The organism is Streptomyces sp. NPDC002690 (genome assembly GCF_053592415.1).
In genome coordinates this window covers 1-15,822 of record NZ_JBSFVR010000051.1, presented here as the reverse complement: position 1 = coordinate 15,822, position 15,822 = coordinate 1, and the positions used below count along the sequence as shown (strand labels likewise).

Genomic DNA, 15,822 nt, shown 5'->3' with positions numbered 1-15,822 from the left:
AAGTGCCCCGCTCAGGAAACGGCTCCGCGGGACCGACTACGGACGTTCATGGAGGTCACGAGTGTCAGTGAACAGCGCCCCAACTGCACGCAGTCAGCGATCGCTTGAGGTTCTCACCGTACTGATGGGTTCCGCCGCCGTGGGGCTGGTGGCCGGCGGAGCCCTCTATTGGACGGGAAAGCCACTGTCCGAAGTGTTGAGGGGAATGGGAGGCGCGGGTTGTGCCTCGTGTGCCCTTGGCCTCCGCGCGCTCGCATACATCAAGGCTGTCTCCTGACGGCTCCGGGTGCGAAGGGCGGTCCGGGGGCAGAGGTACTCCTTGGGCGTCCTCGTGACCCCTACCGCGCCCGCGCCGCCTGTGTGCCGCTGTTCTTGGCGTAGTGGTGGGCGGCGGCGACGGAGGCCATGAGTTCGGCGTCCAGGAGGGACGGGTCGGCCAGGCGGGTCGGGGCCGCGTACGAGGCGAAGAGGGCCTTGGTCACGCGGAGCGCGGACTCCGGGCGGCGGACGATGGGCCTGGCCCAGTCGCTGACGGCCCGGTCGAGTTCGGCCTCGGGGACGACCTTCTGCAGGACCGAGAGTTCGTACGCCTCCTGGGCGTCGAAGACGCGGCCGGTGAGGATCAGTTCGCGGGCGCGGGCGGCGCCGATCTCGTTGATCAGGCGGGGGAGCAGGCCGCCCCAGGCGGTGGGCAGGCCGAGGGCCAGTTCGGGGAGGCGGAAGGTGGTGGTGTCCGTGCCGACGCGCAGGTCGCAGGCGAGGGCGAGCGCGACGCCGGCGCCGATGACCTTGCCCTGGACGCGGGCGACGGTGACCGCGGGGTTCGCTGTGAGGGCTTCGCAGACGCGGCGGGCCTTGTCGCCGGCTATCCGGATGCCGCGCCCGGTGGGGTCCTCGTCGAGCCAGTCCGCGAACTCGTTGCGGTCGCCACCGAGGCTGAAGTCCTCTCCGGCACCGCTCAGGACCAGGACGCGCACCTCGGGGTCCGGCACGGCGAGGACGGTCAGCAGGTCGTCCAGCATCGCCTCGCTGACAGCGTTGCCATCCTCCGGCCGGTTCAGCTCGATCCGCAGGACGGGACCGTCGCGGTGGGTGCGCACGGTGGTGGTGCGGCGTCCGTAGGGCGAGAGGAAGTCGGAGAGCGGGAGTTTCATATCGTCACATTCATATCGTCACGCCGGTGTGAACGCCGAGAGAGGTCACGCGTCGGAAGACCATCCGGGAGGCGTACGTGGCAGGGGTGGTGACCCGGAGATCCGGGAAGCGGTCGAGGAGCTGGACGAGGAGCGAGCGGGCCTCCAGCCGGGCGAGGGCCGCGCCCAGGCAGTAGTGGACGCCACCGCCGAAGGTGAGGTGGTTGCCCCGGCGCCCGATGTCGAAGGTGTCCGGGTCCTCGTTGCGGCGCGGGTCGTGGTTGGCCGCCCCGTACATGACGTGGACCATGGCGTCCTTGGGGATCGTGACGCCCGCGAGTTCGGTCTCCGCGGCGGCGACCCGGGTGTTGATGTGTATCGGAGGGTCGTAGCGGAGCACCTCCTCCAGCGCGTCGTCGATCCGCTCGGGGTGCGCGCGCAACTCCGCCCAGCGCTCCGGGTCGCCGGCCAGCAGCGACACCAGGGAGGAGAGGAGGGTCGCGGTGGTTTCCAGAGAGGCGATGGTGACGAACATGGTGAGCCGGTAGAGGATCTCGTCCGCCGCCTCCCGGTTCGGTTCCATCGCGTCCCAGGTGTGGATCCAGCCGGTGAGGACGTCGTGGGCGGGCTGATCGCGGCGCTCCTGGACGAGCTGCGTGAAGTACTTACGCAGGTGCGCGGTGGCGTCGGCGGAGACGGCCAGTTCGCTGCGGGTCGGCAGCAACTCCTGGGCATGCACCTGGTTGTGGGTGATCTCCAGGATGTGGTCGTAGTCCTCGGCGGGGATGCCGAGCCAGCCGCCGATGGTGGAGATCGGGAGCCGGTCGCTCACCAGGGAGACGAAGTCGGCCTCGTCGCCGCCTTCGAGCGCGGCGGCGAGGTCGTCGAGCAGTTGGCGGGCGTGCTCCTCGACCTGCGGGGTGAGCCGCTCGATCGTCGTACGGTCGAAGAGGTTGCCGAGACTGCGGCGCTGGCAGGTGTGCTCCGGGGCGTTGAGGCGCGCCAGCGTCTTGGTCATCTCCTGGGTGGCGACGGCGTCCCAGCGTCCGGCGTCCTCCTGGCGTTCCTGCCAGGCGAAGTCGGGGGCCAGCCAGCCGCGGCCCTTGAGCACCTGGTTCGCCGAATCGAAGCCGGTGACGAAGTACCCGCCCCAGGGGGCGGGTACCACGTCACCCATGGCTCTCAATTCGGCCAGCAGGGGATAGGGATCCCCCTGCCCCTCCGGTGATTTGAGTTTTCGGAGAAGGGCGATCAAGGCCCGGCGGTCGACGACGGGGCTGTGTATGCCGCTGCTCGCAGTCACGGAGAGTTCCTATTCCTGGGCTCTTTGTTACCGCCCAGAACCTACCCGTGGGCATATCCCGACCATGCGCCGATCATTGTTGGTCATGTCACAGGGATATGCCTCAGGAATGGTCAATTCATACCCGGAACACGTCGAGGAATGAACTCCACCAGCCCTTGTTCTTCTTCGTCGTTTCGGCCGCGTGGTGACGGGGCGTCACCTGAGAGGGTTCGGCGGAAACCCGTGCGGCGACAGTGGTCTGATGATGCGTCATTCCGTGACGGGCCGCGGTCGGAGTGAAGACCACGGGCAGGGAGGCCAATGCGCGGTGGAAAGGCCCCGGCCGCCATTCGACGGCCGACGGGTGCACCGCGAGGGCGATGTCCGGTACGGAGTTGAGCACCTTCTCGATGGCGGTGAGGGCGATCAACTGGGCCGGGGACTTCGCCGGGCACACGTGCGGGCCGGCACCCCAGGCGAGGTGGGCGCCCTTGGCCATGGTCTCGCGAGCGGCGTTGAGGTCCGGGTCGCTGTTGGCCGCGGCGAAGCTGATCAGTACGGGCGTGCCCGCAGGAAGGATCATGCCGTTCAGGTCGACGTCCTGAACCGGGAAGTGGGTCGCGTAGTTGGCGATCGGCGGGTTGTTCCAGAGCACCCCGTCGATGGCGTCCTCGACGAGGAGTCCGCCTCCCCGGTGGGCGCCCTGGCCCGTGTCGCCCGACAGCATGGCGAGCAGGGCGTTGGCTATCAGGTTGCGCTCGGGCTCGACGCCCGCGCCCATCAGCATGACGAGCTGGTCCTTCAGTTCCTCGTCGCTGAGACCGGCCGCGTGCTGGATGAGCCAGGAAGTGATGTCCTCGCCGGGCTGCCGCCGCTTGAGCGAGACGAGCTCCATCAGGCACTCCGTCAGGCGGGCGTTGGCGCGCAGCACGTCCTCACCGTCGAAGATGGCGGACATGTCACGGGTCAGCCGGTCGCCGATGTCGCCGGGGCAGCCGAAGAGCTGGTTGAAGAGCAGCAGCGGGAGCAGCTTCGCGTAGTCGCCGAGCAGGTCGGCGCTGCCCCGCTCGATGAACTGGTCGACCAGGTAGTCCCCGATGCGCTCCACGTCCCGCCGCAGCCGGCTGGGGTTCAGCCGGGCGAGGCTCTCGGTGACCGCCTTGCGCAGCCGGAGGTGCTCGGTGCCGTCCGTGAAGAGGCAGTTGGGCCGGTACGCCATCATCGGCAGGACCGGGCTGTCGAGCGGAACCTGCCCCTCGCGCAGCGCGACCCACCGCCGGGAGTCCCGCGCGAAGAGCGACGGGTTCTGCAGGACCCGGAGCGCCGCCTCGTGCTGGACCACCAGAGTGGCCTCCACACCGGGGGCCAGCTCGATCGGGGCGGCGGGCCCGTGGGCGCGCAGCGCGTCGTACACGCGATGCGGATCGGCCGCGAACTCCGGGCCGTAGAGCGACGTCTGCCGCCCCTGGTGCATCGGGCACCCGGAGGGGGCGCCCTGCGGGTTGGCTCCCGGCGACGGGTCCATGTCTCTTCCTCGGTGTGAAGGCGGGCCGGAACGGGCCCGTGGGGGGTGGAGCGTTGAAGGGGCGGGCAGGGCGGGTGTCCGGCCATGCGACGCGCATGGCCGGACACCCGCCTAGGCGACGCGGGCGAGCAGGTGTTGCACCAGCGTGATCAGGGCCTTGGCGGAGGACTTCTGGTCACGGGCGTCGCAGTGGATCACCGGGGTGTCCGGCAGCAGGTCGAGCGCCTCGCGCAGCTCGTCCTCGCTGTGCTGCGTCGCCGGGTCGAAGCTGTTCACGGCGACCGCGTACTCCAGGCCGTACCGCTCGACCAGGTCGATCACCGGGAAGGTGTCGGCCAGCCGGCCCGGGTCGATCAGCAGCAGCGCGCCGAGCGACCCGCGGGCCATGTCCTCCCAGAGCTGGACGAAACGCTGCTGCCCGGGGGTACCGAACAGGTACAGCACCAGTTCGTCGCTGAGCGTCAGACGGCCGAAGTCCAGCGCGACCGTCGTGGTCTCCTTGCCGGGAGCGCTCCGCAGGTCGTCCAGATGGGCGGCGGCCTGCGTCATCCGCTCCTCGGTCCGGAGCGGGGTGATCTCGGAGAGCGTGCCGATGAGCGTCGTCTTGCCCACGGCGAAGTGTCCGACGACGAGGATCTTCGCCGCGCGCTGGACCGCGTCCGGCACATAGATGTTCTCAGCCGAAGCGGACGTGGAGTCCATGCAACACCTCTTCGAGGATCTTCCGGTCGACGAGCTGGGCGGCCGGCGGGGCCTTGCGCCGGATCAGGTGACCTTGTTCCGCTAAATCCTGGAGCAGCAGCCGGGCCACTCCCACGGGTTGCTGGAGGTGGCCGGCCACCTCCGCCACCGAGAGGTAGCCGCCGGAACACAGGTCCCAGATCGCCCGGACCTCGGGACCCGCCTGGGCCGGAATCTCCCGGTCCGGGGCGATGGTGACGAGCGTGACGAGGGAGAGTGCATCAGCGTCGGGCAGACCGCGCCCGCCGGTGATGACGTACGAGCGGACGAATCCGCTGGAGACGGCCTCTTCCTCGCCCCGGGCCGTCATGCGTCGCTTCCCGCCGTCTGGCGAGGAGGTGTGGTCATCGCCTTTCCGACCGCTCCGACCTGCTGCTGCATGCGGAAGGACATCGCTTCCATGTCCACGTCCGCCGCCGCCGCGGCGGCCAGGTACGCGCCGCTGCCCGCCGCTATGAGGAAGATCCAGCCGTCCTCGTACTCCAGCAGCGTCTGCCGCCACTGGCCGGGCGTCCGGGTACCGATGAAGGGCGCGACGGCACGGCTCAGCGACTGCATCGAGCTCATGGCGGCGGCGACGGTCTCGGCGTCGTCACGGCCGATGTCGGCCGAACTGGCGAGCAGCAGACCGTCGGCGGACACGAGGATCGCGTGTCGGGCGCCGGGTACCTGGAGCACGTCGTCGAGTACCCACGACAGGTCGGGATTCACTGGTTCTCGGGTCCTTCCATCGTCGTCGTGTCGCGTCCGGACCGGGTGCCCCGCTGGAACGCGCCGAGCCGGGAGGCCGTCTCTTCGTTGCTGCGCACGAGCGCCGGTTCGGTCGCCGCCGTGGGAAGTACGGAGACCGGGCTCTGGCGGCGGCGCTTGGGCAGCCCGCCGACGGTGGTGGCCGGCGGTGTCGCGGGAGCGGCCGGTTCGTGCCGTACGGCGTCGGGGAACAGCGGGGTCGGCGCGCTCGCGGCCGGGCGCCCGGCGAACGACGGCACGGAAGGCGCCGAGGTCTCGCGGGTGACCGGTACGGGGCTCGGCGGTACGTCGCCGGTCAGCAGCTCGTCGGGGAGCAGAACCACCGCGCGTACACCTCCGTAGGGGGATACGGAGTCCACCGACACCTTGAACCCGTAACGGGCGGCCAGCAGGCCGGAGACGGCGAACCCGAACTGAGGGGGAATGCCCAGGCTGGAGACGCTGATCTCCGCGCGAGGGTCGAGCAGGGCACCGGCGCGGTCCTTCTCCTCCTGGCCCATGCCGAGACCGGCGTCGTCCACGATGAGGCAGACGCCCGTGGGGACGGCCTGGATGTTGATCTCGACCGGGGTGCCGGGGGCGGAGTAGTTGGTGGCGTTGGCCATCAGCTCGGCGAGGACCACGGCGACCGGCTCGACGGCCTTGCTGACCACCGAGAAGTTCACCTGCCCGTTGATCCGGACCCGGTCGAAGTGCCGGATACGGCCCTGGGCGCTGCGGGCCACGTCGAAGACGGAGGCGACGGTCTCGCGGCGGCCGAGCCAGCCGCCGCAGAGCACGGCGATGCCCTGTGCCCGGCGTCCGAACTGGCTGTTGGCGTGGTCGATCGCCATCAGGTCGGCCAGGATCTGCGGGTCGTCGCCGTACTTCGTCTGGGCCTTCTCGATGACGACCTGCTGCTGGTCGGCGAGGCCCTGGAGGGTACGCACGGCCGCCTTGAGGACGGCCTTGGTCTCCTCCTCGGCGTCCTTGCGGACGTCCGAGAGCTCCGCGGCGTGCCGGTGCAGGAGGCCGGTCTGAGCGGCCTGCCATTCGTCGCGCTGCCGCCACAGCCCCTCGCGCTCGGTTCTGAGCTCGGAGGTCTGCCTGCGCAGCCGGATATTGGTTTTACGAGCCCGCAGCACGGCGCCAACGGCGACCAGTGCTACGACCATCAGTGCCCAGAGGACAGCGTCCTGTGGAAATGTCATGAGACTCACTTCAAGTGCCATGGCTGCGGATACGGCTTGGCGCCCCCGTGCCTGCCGTATCCCCTGGCTCAACGAGCCCTGGACCGCGCCACGCAGGGAATGCCCCTCCGAAGTCGGGGCCGAGGATGTCACCCCTTGCGGAGCGCCCCCTATACGCCATCAGCCCACTGGAAGTCAGTTGATCTTACATGGGTCACATAAGTAAGTGTGAATTCGTGAACGTCAGTTGCACGAGCGCGACCGATTGTGCGCATTTATGATCCACCGTCATATGCGCGCCGTGTGCGGGGGGATGTCCGTTCGCGACGGCGAACGATGCGGTGATGACACGTGCGTCCGGTGGCGGGCAGGCGGACGCGAGGGTGCGGTAGGGGGCACGGGACGTGGCCGCGGGGTGACGTACGTGGTGCTGCGGGGTGGTGACGCGCGGGAGTGGTGGGGGGTGTGGGGATTGTGGGGGATGTGTGTGGATTCCGCGCAGGGAGGGCGAGCCGGTTTCCGGGCCGGGGGTGAAGGTCGCCGGGCAGGGGGCGGTTCGGGCGGTCGAGTGGGGCGAGGCCGGTTCGGGCGGCCGAGTGGGGCGAGGCCGGTTCGGGCGGTGGTCCGGGGGCCGGGGGTCGGCTCTGAGCGGCGGATGAGGGTGGGGGGCCGGTTCAGACGGCGATGACGGTCACGCCCGCCTCGCGGAACGCCTCCGCGTCCTCGTCGCCGAGGTCGGTGTCGGTCACCAGCACGTCGATGCGGCGCAGTTCGCAGACCCGGGCGAAGGCCCGGCGGCCGATCTTCGAGGAGTCCGCCGCCACGACCACGCGCTGAGCCCGCTCGGCCAGCAGTCGGTTGACGGCCGCCTCGCCCTCGTGATGGACGTACGCCCCGTCCCGTACGTCGATCGCGTTGACGCCCAGTACAGCGATGTCGAGCGTGATCTCCTCCAGTACCCCGCGCGCCAGCGGTCCCGTCAGCTCGTACGACTGGGGGCGGGCGACTCCGCCGGTCACCACGGTCTTGATCTGCGGCCGGATCACCAGCTCGTTCGCGATGTTCAGAGCGTTGGTCACCACGGTCAGCGCGGGCAGGCCGCTGCCGCCGGCCGCGCTGTCGCCGCCGCTGTTCGTACGTACCGAGAGGCCGCGCGCCACCTCCGTGACCGTCGTCCCGCCGGTCAGGCCCACGACCCCACCGGCCGGCACCAGATCCGCCGCGGCGCGGCCGATGCGCTGCTTCTGGGAGGCGTGGCGCGCGGTCTTGTACCGCAGGGGGAGTTCGTAGGAGACCCCGTGCGCGACCGCGCCGCCCCGGGTCCGGGTGAGCATCTGCTGCTCGGCGAGCTGGTCCAGATCCCGGCGGATGGTCGCGGCCGACACCTCCAGCGTCACCGCGGCCTCCTCCACGTCCACCCGGCCGCGCGCGGCGAGCAGTTCCAGCAGGGCGTTCCACCGGGCGTCCCTGGACACAGGCGCTCTCCTCGGATGTGTGTGGCGTACGGGGCTCCGGGCTCCCCCTGGGGCGAAATCCGGACAGTCGCAAGCCTGTCACGAGCGGCGGAAATGTTCGAACGGTGAAAGAAGAGGGGGTCTGGATGCTTGAAATTGCTTGATTGGAGCGGCTAACTTGCAGGAACGAGCATGAGGGGTGGTCGAGGCCGGGCATTCCCTCGTCGGCCGTTCCTCGGTCGTTCGGCCGGTCGGTCGGCCGGTGTTCGGTCGTTCGGCCGGTCGGTCGGTCGGCCGCTCGCGCAGTCGGGTCGGTGGCCCGGGTCGGTCTCCCGGGACGTGCCCCAGCAGCAAGAACCCCAGCAGCAAGAACCCCAGCAGCAAGAACCCCAGCCCGTCCCTCAGTCAGGAGCGCACTCCGTGACCTTCGTCGAAGCCGAGATCGCCAGTCAGCCCGCCTGCTGGCGCCGTGCCGCCGAGCTGGCGGCCACGCGGGCCGAGGCCCTCCCCGCCCACGGCGAACGCATCGCCGTGGTGGGATGCGGCACCTCCTACTACATGGCGCAGGCCTACGCGGTGCTGCGCGAGAGCAACGGACTGGGCGAGTCCGACGCCTTCGCCGCCTCGGAGTTCCCCTTCGGACGCCGCTACGACCGGGTCGTCGCCCTCACCCGCTCCGGCACCACCACGGAGGTGCTGGAACTCCTCGGCCGGCTGCACGGCACCACGCGTACCGTCGTGGTCACGGCCGTGCCCAGCGCCGAGGTGCGGGCCGTCTCCGACGACATCCTCGAACTCGCCTTCGCGGACGAGGAGTCCGTCGTGCAGACGCGGTTCGCCACCACCGCGCTCACCCTGTTCCGCGCCCATCTGGGGCTGCACAGCGACGCCGTGGTGACCGACGCCGAGACCGCCCTCGCCGAACCGCTGCCCGAGGGCCTGGTCGACGCCACCCAGCTCTCCTTCCTCGGACGGGGCTGGACCGTGGGCCTCGCCAACGAGGCCGCGCTGAAGATGAAGGAAGCCTCGCTGGCCTGGACCGAGTCCTACCCGGCCATGGAGTACCGCCACGGTCCGATCAGCATCGCCACGGACACCACGGCGACCTGGATGTTCGGAACCGCCCCCGCCGGTCTCCCCGAGCAGCTGCGCGCCACCGGAGCGCGGTGGGTGGAGAGCGGTCTGGACCCGCTGGCCGACCTGATCCGCGTCCAGCGGCTCGCCGTCGCCCGTGCGGTCGCCGCCGGCCTCGACCCCGACCGGCCGCGTCACCTGACGCGCTCGGTGGTCCTCCAGGAAGCCTGACCACGATGAGCCGGCCCGCGGGGGCCCACCCGCACCTGATAGCCGTCGACGTCGGCGGTACGGGCACCAAGGCGGCCCTGCTCGACCCCACGGGCCGGGTACGCGAACAATTCTGGCAGCCCACGGGGCGGGAGAGCGGCCCGGAATCGGTGGTGCGCCGGGTGCTCGACTTCGTGGACGACCTCTGCCGCCAGGCGTCCGAGGCCGGTTGCCCGGCCTCGGCGGTCGGGCTCGCCGTCCCGGGCATCGTCGACGAAGCCGCCGGTACGGCCGTGCACTCGACCAGCATCGGCTGGCACGACGTCCCCTTCGGCCGGCTCGTCGGGGAACGTACCGGGCTGCCCGTCGCGGTGAGCCACGACGTACGGGCCGGAGGAGTCGCCGAAGCCCGGGCCGGTGCCGGGCGCGCGGAGCGCGACTTCCTGTTCGTGCCGGTCGGGACCGGCATCGCCGCGGCCCTGATCCACGCCGGACGGGCCGTTCCCGGCGCGCACCACCGCTCCGGGGAGATCGGCCACATCGCGGTCCGTCCGGACGGCGAACGCTGCGCCTGCGGTGGCGCGGGCTGCGCCGAGCGCTATGCGTCGGCGGCGGCCGTGTCCCGGCGGTACGGGGCGGGGCCGGGGGCTCACGCCGATGCCGCTTCGGGCGCGGTGACCGACGCGGCGGAGGTGGCGCGACGGGCGGTGGCCGGAGACCCGGCGGCCCGGGCGGTGTGGGCCGAGGCGGTCTCGGCCCTCGCCGACGTCCTGCTCGTCGCCTGCGCGGTGCTGGACCCGCCGCTGATCGTGGTGGGGGGTGGACTCGCCGAGTCCGGTGACCAGTTGCTCGTACCGCTGCGGGAGCGGATGGCCGAACGGGCCACCGTCCAGCGCGTTCCGGCGCTCGTCCGCGCGGAACTGGGCGACCGGGCGGGCTGCCTGGGCGCGGGGCTGCTCGCGTCGGACCTCCTGGCGGCAGAACTGCCGGAGAGGAAGAGCCGGTGATCGTCACACTCACCCCGAACCCCGCCCTCGACATCACCTACTCCGTGCCCGGCTTCCGCCCGTACGCCTCGCACCGGGTGGCCGAGGTCCACGCCCAGGCCGGTGGCAAGGGCGTCAACGTCTCCCGGGTCCTGCACGCGCTGGGCCGCCCGACCACGGCGGTCCTGCCGCTCGGCGGCCGTACCGGCGACGTGGTCGGGGACGACCTGAGCGGGCGGCGCCTCCCCCATGTGGCGGTGGCGGTCGGCGGGGAGACCCGGCGCACCGTCGCGGTCGTGGACGGAACCGACACCACCATGCTCAACGAGCCCGGCCCACAGGTGACCGCCGCCGAGTGGGCGACAGTCCGGGCCGCCGTACGCGAACTCCTCCCGCGGGCCCAGGTGCTGACGATCTCCGGCAGCCTGCCGTCGGGGCTGCGGAAGGACGCCTGCGCCGAGCTGATCCGGCTCGCCCGCGCCCGGGGCGTACCGGTGATCCTCGACGCGGACGGGCCGGTGCTGACCGCCGGGCTCTCCGCACGGCCCACCGTGGTCAAGCCGAACGCCGACGAACTCCGCTCGGCCACCGGCTTCGAGGACCCCGCACGGGCCGCGTCCGCCCTGATCACCGCCGGTGCGGAGGCCGTCGTCGCCTCGCTCGGACCGGACGGGCTGCTGGCCGTCACCCCGGACGGTGTGTGGCGGGCCCGGCCTCCTGGCCCGATCGCCGGAAACACGGCGGGCGCGGGGGACTCCGTGGTCGCCGCGCTGGCGGCCGGTCTCGCCGACGGCACGCCCTGGCCCGACCTCCTCGCCGACGCCGTGGCGCTCTCCGCCGCGACCGTACGGGCCCCGCGCGCGGGGGAGTTCGACCCGCAGACCTACCGCGACCTCGCCGGCCGCGTCGAGGTCACCCGGACCGGGCGCCCGTAACCCCTCTTCGCCGTCACGCTGTTCCGCCGTAACTGCCGTAACTGCCGTAACTGCCGTAACCGCCGTAACCGCCGTACTCCCCGTTCGACACCGTATCGGAGACACGCACATGCCCCTCGCAGCCACCGGCGACCTGGTTGCCACCGCAGCCGCCGAGCACCGCGCCGTCGCGGCCTTCAACGTCATCACTCTGGAACACGCCGAAGCGATCATCGAAGGCGCCGAGCGGGCGGGATCGCCGGTCATCCTCCAGATCAGCGAGAACGCGGTGAAGTTCCACCACGGCCGTCCGGGACCGCTGGCCCGCGCCGCGGCGGAAGCGGCCCGGCAGGCCGAGGTTCGCGTGGCGCTCCACCTCGACCACGTGCACAGCACCTCACTGCTCCACCAGGCCGCCGACTGCGGGTTCGGCTCGGTGATGTTCGACGCCTCCCGGCTGCCGTACGAGGAGAACGTGGCGGCCACCCGCGCCGCCGTGCTCTGGGCACACCGGCACGGGTTGTGGGTGGAGGCGGAGCTCGGTCAGGTGGGCGGCAAGAACGGCGAGGAGCCGCTGGACGCCCACGCCCCGGGTGCGCGGACGGACCCGGACGAGGCGCGCGCGTACGTGGAGGCCACCGGGGTCGACGCCCTCGCGGTGGCGGTCGGCAGCTCCCACGCCATGACCGCCCGCACGGCACGCCTCGACCACGGACTGCTGGGACGGCTGAGCGAGGCGCTGGATCTCCCGCTGGTGCTCCACGGCTCCTCGGGCGTACCCGACGCGGAGCTGCGGCAGGCCGTCACCGGCGGCATCTCGAAGATCAACATCGGTACGGCCCTGAACACCGCGATGACCGGCGCGGTGCGCGCCCACCTCGCCGACGACCCCCGGGCCGTGGACCCGCGCGGCTACCTCGGTCTCGGCCGTACCGCGATGAGCCGCACGGTCGCGGCCTTCGTCGGCGTCCTCGAAGGTGCCGCGGCCCCCGTCGTCGCACAGGCTCCCGCACACTGACCGGGAACCCGCCCGGCGCGTCGCGGGGTCACAGCGCGTCCGGGCCCCGCTCGCCGGTGCGGACGCGTACGACGCTCTCCACCGGGACCGCCCAGACCTTGCCGTCGCCGACCTTGCCGGTCCGGGCCGCGCGGACGACCGCGTCGATGACCGCGTCCGCGTCGGCGTCCTCCACGAGGACCTCGATACGTATCTTGGGCACCAGGTCCACGCGGTACTCGGCGCCCCGGTACACCTCGGTGTGGCCGCGCTGACGCCCGTAACCGCTGGCCTCGGTGACGGTCAGGCCCTGCACACCGAGCGCTTGGAGCACGGTCTTCACCTCGTCGAGGCGGTGCGGCTTCACGACCGCGGTGATGAGCTTCATGAGGGCGGATTCCTGTCCTTCTGGTGAACGGCGGAGGCATCGGCGGGACGAGCGGCGGAGGGAGCGGCCGGGTGGTGCGCCTGCGGTGAGGCGGCCCCCTGGACGCCGTGATCGTAGGCGCTCTCCGCATGCACCGTCCGGTCCAGGCCGGTGAGTTCGTCGTCACTGGAGGCGCGCAGCCCCATCAGCCGGTCGATCGCCCGGCCGATCCCGTACGTCACCAGGAAGGTGTACGCGGCCACCACCAGCACCGCCACGGCCTGCTTCAGGAGCAGGGAAGGGCCCCCGCCGTGGAGAAGGCCCTCCGGGCCCCCGGTCATCGTGGACGTGGCGAACAGCCCGATGAGCAGGGTGCCGACGACGCCCCCGACGAAGTGGACCCCCACCACGTCCAGGGAGTCGTCGAAGTCGAACCGGAACTTCCAGGCCACCGCGTACGAACACACCACGCCCGCCGCCAGGCCGATTCCCGCACCGCCCAGCACCCCGACCGTGCCGCACGCGGGCGTGATCGCCACCAGCCCGGCGACCGCTCCCGACGCCGCGCCGAAGGTGGTCGGGTGCCCGTCGCGCTTCTGCTCGACGAAGAGCCAGCCGAGCAGACCGGTGGACCCCGCGACGAGGGTGTTGAGGACCGCGCCCGCCGCCAGGCCGTCCGCGTGCAGGGCCGAACCGCCGTTGAAGCCCAGCCATCCGAACCAGAGCAGGCCGGCACCCAACATCACCATCGGCAGGTTGTGCGGACGCATGGCCTCCTTCTTGAAACCGATGCGCGGCCCCAGCACCAGCGCGAGCGCCAGGCCCGAGGCTCCGCAGGCGATCTCCACCACGAGGCCCCCGGCGAAGTCCAGAGCACCGAGCGACCGCGTGATCCACCCACCCGGCCCCCAGACCCAGTGCGCGACCGGAACGTATACGGCAAGGGCCCAGACCGGTACGAACGCCACCCACGCCGCGAACCGCATGCGGTCCGCCACCGCCCCGCTGATCAACGACGCCGCCAGGATGGCGAAGGTCAGATGGAAGGTGGCGAACAGCAGGGTGGGCACGCCGTTCGTCAGGTCGCCGGGTCCGATGTCCGCGAGCCCCACGTGGTCGACCCCGCCGATGAGCCCCGCGAAGGTGTCGTCGCCGAAGACGAGCGAGTAGCCCGCGGTCAGCCAGACGACGGTGACCAGAGCGATCGCCACGAAGCTCATCATCAGCATGTTCAGCACGCTCTTGGCGCGCACCATGCCGCCGTAGAACAGGGCGAGTCCCGGAGTCATCAGCAGGACGAGCGCGGTCGCGGCGAGCAGCCAGGCGGTGTCGCCGGTGTCGAGTCCTGCCACACCTGCCGCGGTCGGGGGAACGGGGGTCACGAGGGGTCCCTCCTCGGGGCGGCGTGGGGTTCCGGCGAAGGAGAGAGTCGCGGGCGCGCGTTACGTACGGAGCACGCGCGAGTTTCCGGCGCATTTCATTGCCCGAGGGTGACGGAAGCAACAACGGCCGGTGTGCGGTGCGTGGTCGGCGGGTGCCGGGTGGGTCCGCGAGCGCGCCCCGTCCCGGCCCCGCCATGGCGACGGCGTGCGGAGACGGGGCGCGGCGCCTTCACGAGAGCCCCGTTACGGCGTGACCCGGTTGCCGCCGAAGGTCACCACGAGGCTGCCGTCCGAGGCGAAGGACCAGCCCAGGGCGCCGCTGTACGCGGAGCACCGGGAGCCGTTCGTACCGGACCAGAACTGGTTCGAGCCGTCCACGTCTCCCACGGTCTTGTCGTTCGACCCGTCGCCGCTGCGGCAGGAGGTGTTGCCGCGGAACACCGAAGTGCCGCCGTCGAAGGAGAAGTTGCGCTCGGCGTTGTCGATGCTGACGTCGTCGGAGAGTGCGATCTTGCCGAGGTTCCTGTTGTAGGTGAACCCGTGGTGGCCGTTGTCGTACGCGATGCTGCGCCGGACCACGTGGGCGACGGGGATGTCGTTGCCGCCGAGCTTGTACCCGTTGCGGTCGCCGTTCGAGTTCACGGTGCCGTCGCTGAGGGTGCCGTTGCCGTACGAGAGCGAGTCCTCGATGGTCACAGGGCCGATGGGGCCCGTGTCGGTCTTCGTGTAGAGGTCCCAGCCGTCGTCGATGTTGTGGTGGGACACGTCGTACCGGAAGACGTTCCCGGGGCCGACGGTCAGCTTCGCCGCGAAGCCGTCGGCGTCCTCACCGTCGGAGTCGGCGTTGTCGTGCGATTCCGAGCTCAGGATCAGGTTGTCGGACGGCCACTCGTCCTCGGGGGTGTCGGACGCGATCCGCGAGAGCTGGAGCCCCGAGTCGTGGTTGAAGCGGGTCACGGTGTGCTCGATGACGTTGTGGCTGCCGCCGACGAAGATGCCGTTGTCGCCGGCGTGTTCGACCGTGATGCCGCTGACGTGCCAGTACGAGGCGTTCAGAGCGAGGCCCCGGTTGGTCGTTTCCTCGGCCTGCGCGGAGAAGTTCAGCACCGGGGACTCGCCCGGATAGGCGGCGAGCGTGGTGAGGGCGCTCGCCGTGCCGTCGTCACCCTGCGGGATGGTGATCGTCTGGGCGGACGCGTAGGTGCCGCCGCGCAGATAGATGGTCCCGCCGGAGGTCACGCGGGAGAGGGCCGAGGCCAGGGTCGTGGGGGCCGACTCCGTGCCTGCCGCGCCGGCGCTGCCGCCCGGCGCCGCGTACAGCGCGCCGGCCACGAGGGCGGCGGTGTTGCTCGCTCCCGCGGTGTTGCTCGCTCCTGCGGTGTTGCTCGCTCCCGCGGGGAGCGGTAAGGCGGTGGGGGAGGTGGCGCCTTGGGCGGTGGTGCCGGACAGGGCGACCACCGTCCCGGCGAGCACACCGACGCTTGCGATCAGGGGCTTCCATTGCATCGTTTCGTCTCCAGGCTGACCGGCCCGCCGCGGCTGACGCGCGGTGGGGGCCGTGGGGGGAGGATCTGGGATGAACCGGTTGGAGCCGGCGGTGCGGTGCTCTTTCTGTCCGTGCCGCCGTGTGGCAGCGTGGGTTCGCGTCCGTGAACCGGCCTGGCGGTGTGGGGGGTCGGTTCAGGCGGAGCCGCTGCCTTCCATGGACGGTAATTGGATGCCATGTACACGTCAAGGACGTGTACATGATTACCGTTTATGCATGTGAACTCGGGATGATGTCCGCCGCGCCGCCGGAACGCGCAGCGGGAGCGGGCCGCGCGAGGATCCTCGCG

The 15,822-nt window shown here is 71.2% G+C and carries 15 protein-coding genes; 4 read left to right on the top strand and 11 right to left on the bottom strand.

The annotated features are described in order from the left end of the window. Positions 1–338 precede the first annotated feature (338 nt). The 8 genes from ACWD3D_RS10040 to ACWD3D_RS10005 all read right to left on the bottom strand — a co-directional run bounded on the left by ACWD3D_RS10040 (position 339) and on the right by ACWD3D_RS10005 (position 8,078). Entirely contained in the window at positions 339–1,154 is an 816-nt protein-coding gene (locus ACWD3D_RS10040) for an enoyl-CoA hydratase/isomerase family protein (RefSeq protein WP_451460426.1), read from the bottom strand. A 10-nt stretch (positions 1,155–1,164) separates the two neighbouring features. Next, positions 1,165–2,310, bottom strand: coding sequence for a cytochrome P450 (locus ACWD3D_RS10035; RefSeq protein WP_451460439.1), 1,146 nt, complete (start codon positions 2,308–2,310; stop codon positions 1,165–1,167). Between the two features lie 244 nt (positions 2,311–2,554). Further along, a complete protein-coding gene (locus ACWD3D_RS10030) occupies positions 2,555–3,943 on the bottom strand; it encodes a cytochrome P450 (protein WP_451460425.1) in 1,389 nt (462 codons plus the stop codon). Between the two features lie 111 nt (positions 3,944–4,054). Further along, positions 4,055–4,645 (bottom strand): GTP-binding protein, encoded by a 591-nt coding sequence (locus tag ACWD3D_RS10025; protein ID WP_451460424.1) that lies wholly within the window; start codon positions 4,643–4,645, stop codon positions 4,055–4,057. Continuing rightward, positions 4,620–4,994 (bottom strand): DUF742 domain-containing protein, encoded by a 375-nt coding sequence (locus tag ACWD3D_RS10020; protein ID WP_451460423.1) that lies wholly within the window; start codon positions 4,992–4,994, stop codon positions 4,620–4,622. The genes ACWD3D_RS10025 and ACWD3D_RS10020 overlap by 26 nt, the downstream gene beginning before the upstream one ends. Continuing rightward, positions 4,991–5,395: a roadblock/LC7 domain-containing protein gene (locus ACWD3D_RS10015; protein WP_275493012.1), complete on the bottom strand. Its 405-nt coding sequence runs from the start codon at positions 5,393–5,395 to the stop codon at positions 4,991–4,993. Before ACWD3D_RS10015 ends, ACWD3D_RS10020 begins: the two co-directional genes overlap by 4 nt. Next, entirely contained in the window at positions 5,392–6,624 is a 1,233-nt protein-coding gene (locus tag ACWD3D_RS10010; protein ID WP_451460422.1) for an ATP-binding protein, read from the bottom strand. The genes ACWD3D_RS10015 and ACWD3D_RS10010 overlap by 4 nt, the downstream gene beginning before the upstream one ends. Before the next feature lie 653 nt (positions 6,625–7,277). Next, positions 7,278–8,078 (bottom strand): DeoR/GlpR family DNA-binding transcription regulator, encoded by an 801-nt coding sequence (locus tag ACWD3D_RS10005; protein ID WP_451460421.1) that lies wholly within the window; start codon positions 8,076–8,078, stop codon positions 7,278–7,280. Positions 8,079–8,477: 399 nt separating this feature from the next. Between ACWD3D_RS10005 and ACWD3D_RS10000 the strand changes: the two genes are divergently transcribed. From ACWD3D_RS10000 to ACWD3D_RS09985, 4 genes are all read left to right on the top strand, one after another. Further along, entirely contained in the window at positions 8,478–9,362 is an 885-nt protein-coding gene (locus tag ACWD3D_RS10000) for an SIS domain-containing protein (RefSeq protein ID WP_451460420.1), read from the top strand. 5 nt (positions 9,363–9,367) lie between these two features. Beyond that, positions 9,368–10,348: an ROK family protein gene (locus ACWD3D_RS09995; protein ID WP_451460419.1), complete on the top strand. Its 981-nt coding sequence runs from the start codon at positions 9,368–9,370 to the stop codon at positions 10,346–10,348. After that, the gene (locus ACWD3D_RS09990) at positions 10,345–11,262 is read left to right on the top strand and encodes a 1-phosphofructokinase family hexose kinase (RefSeq protein WP_451460418.1); all 918 of its coding nucleotides are present in this window, start codon (positions 10,345–10,347) and stop codon (positions 11,260–11,262) included. Before ACWD3D_RS09995 ends, ACWD3D_RS09990 begins: the two co-directional genes overlap by 4 nt. A gap of 109 nt (positions 11,263–11,371) precedes the next feature. Then, positions 11,372–12,259 carry a class II fructose-bisphosphate aldolase gene (locus ACWD3D_RS09985; protein ID WP_451460417.1) on the top strand — a complete coding sequence of 296 codons (888 nt, stop codon included), beginning with the start codon at positions 11,372–11,374 and terminating at the stop codon, positions 12,257–12,259. 28 nt (positions 12,260–12,287) lie between these two features. Here ACWD3D_RS09985 and ACWD3D_RS09980 read toward each other — a convergent pair whose 3' ends face one another. The 3 genes from ACWD3D_RS09980 to ACWD3D_RS09970 form a co-directional block, all read right to left on the bottom strand. Continuing rightward, entirely contained in the window at positions 12,288–12,626 is a 339-nt protein-coding gene (locus tag ACWD3D_RS09980; RefSeq protein WP_451460416.1) for a P-II family nitrogen regulator, read from the bottom strand. Beyond that, positions 12,623–13,894, bottom strand: a complete 1,272-nt coding sequence (locus ACWD3D_RS09975; RefSeq protein ID WP_451460438.1) for an ammonium transporter — start codon at positions 13,892–13,894, stop codon at positions 12,623–12,625. The genes ACWD3D_RS09980 and ACWD3D_RS09975 overlap by 4 nt, the downstream gene beginning before the upstream one ends. Before the next feature lie 336 nt (positions 13,895–14,230). After that, positions 14,231–15,493, bottom strand: a complete 1,263-nt coding sequence (locus ACWD3D_RS09970) for a right-handed parallel beta-helix repeat-containing protein (RefSeq protein WP_451460415.1) — start codon at positions 15,491–15,493, stop codon at positions 14,231–14,233. Positions 15,494–15,822 lie beyond the last annotated feature (329 nt).

Coding starts and splice junctions, on each gene's coding strand:
- ACWD3D_RS10040 (WP_451460426.1), bottom strand. CDS start 1,154: ATGAAACTCCCGCTCTCCGACTTCCTCTCGCCCTACGGACGCCGCACC.
- ACWD3D_RS10035 (WP_451460439.1), bottom strand. CDS start 2,310: ATGGGTGACGTGGTACCCGCCCCCTGGGGCGGGTACTTCGTCACCGGC.
- ACWD3D_RS10030 (WP_451460425.1), bottom strand. CDS start 3,943: ATGGACCCGTCGCCGGGAGCCAACCCGCAGGGCGCCCCCTCCGGGTGC.
- ACWD3D_RS10025 (WP_451460424.1), bottom strand. CDS start 4,645: ATGGACTCCACGTCCGCTTCGGCTGAGAACATCTATGTGCCGGACGCG.
- ACWD3D_RS10020 (WP_451460423.1), bottom strand. CDS start 4,994: ATGACGGCCCGGGGCGAGGAAGAGGCCGTCTCCAGCGGATTCGTCCGC.
- ACWD3D_RS10010 (WP_451460422.1), bottom strand. CDS start 6,624: ATGACATTTCCACAGGACGCTGTCCTCTGGGCACTGATGGTCGTAGCA.
- ACWD3D_RS09995 (WP_451460419.1), top strand. CDS start 9,368: ATGAGCCGGCCCGCGGGGGCCCACCCGCACCTGATAGCCGTCGACGTC.
- ACWD3D_RS09985 (WP_451460417.1), top strand. CDS start 11,372: ATGCCCCTCGCAGCCACCGGCGACCTGGTTGCCACCGCAGCCGCCGAG.
- ACWD3D_RS09980 (WP_451460416.1), bottom strand. CDS start 12,626: ATGAAGCTCATCACCGCGGTCGTGAAGCCGCACCGCCTCGACGAGGTG.
- ACWD3D_RS09975 (WP_451460438.1), bottom strand. CDS start 13,894: ATGACTCCGGGACTCGCCCTGTTCTACGGCGGCATGGTGCGCGCCAAG.
- ACWD3D_RS09970 (WP_451460415.1), bottom strand. CDS start 15,493: ATGCAATGGAAGCCCCTGATCGCAAGCGTCGGTGTGCTCGCCGGGACG.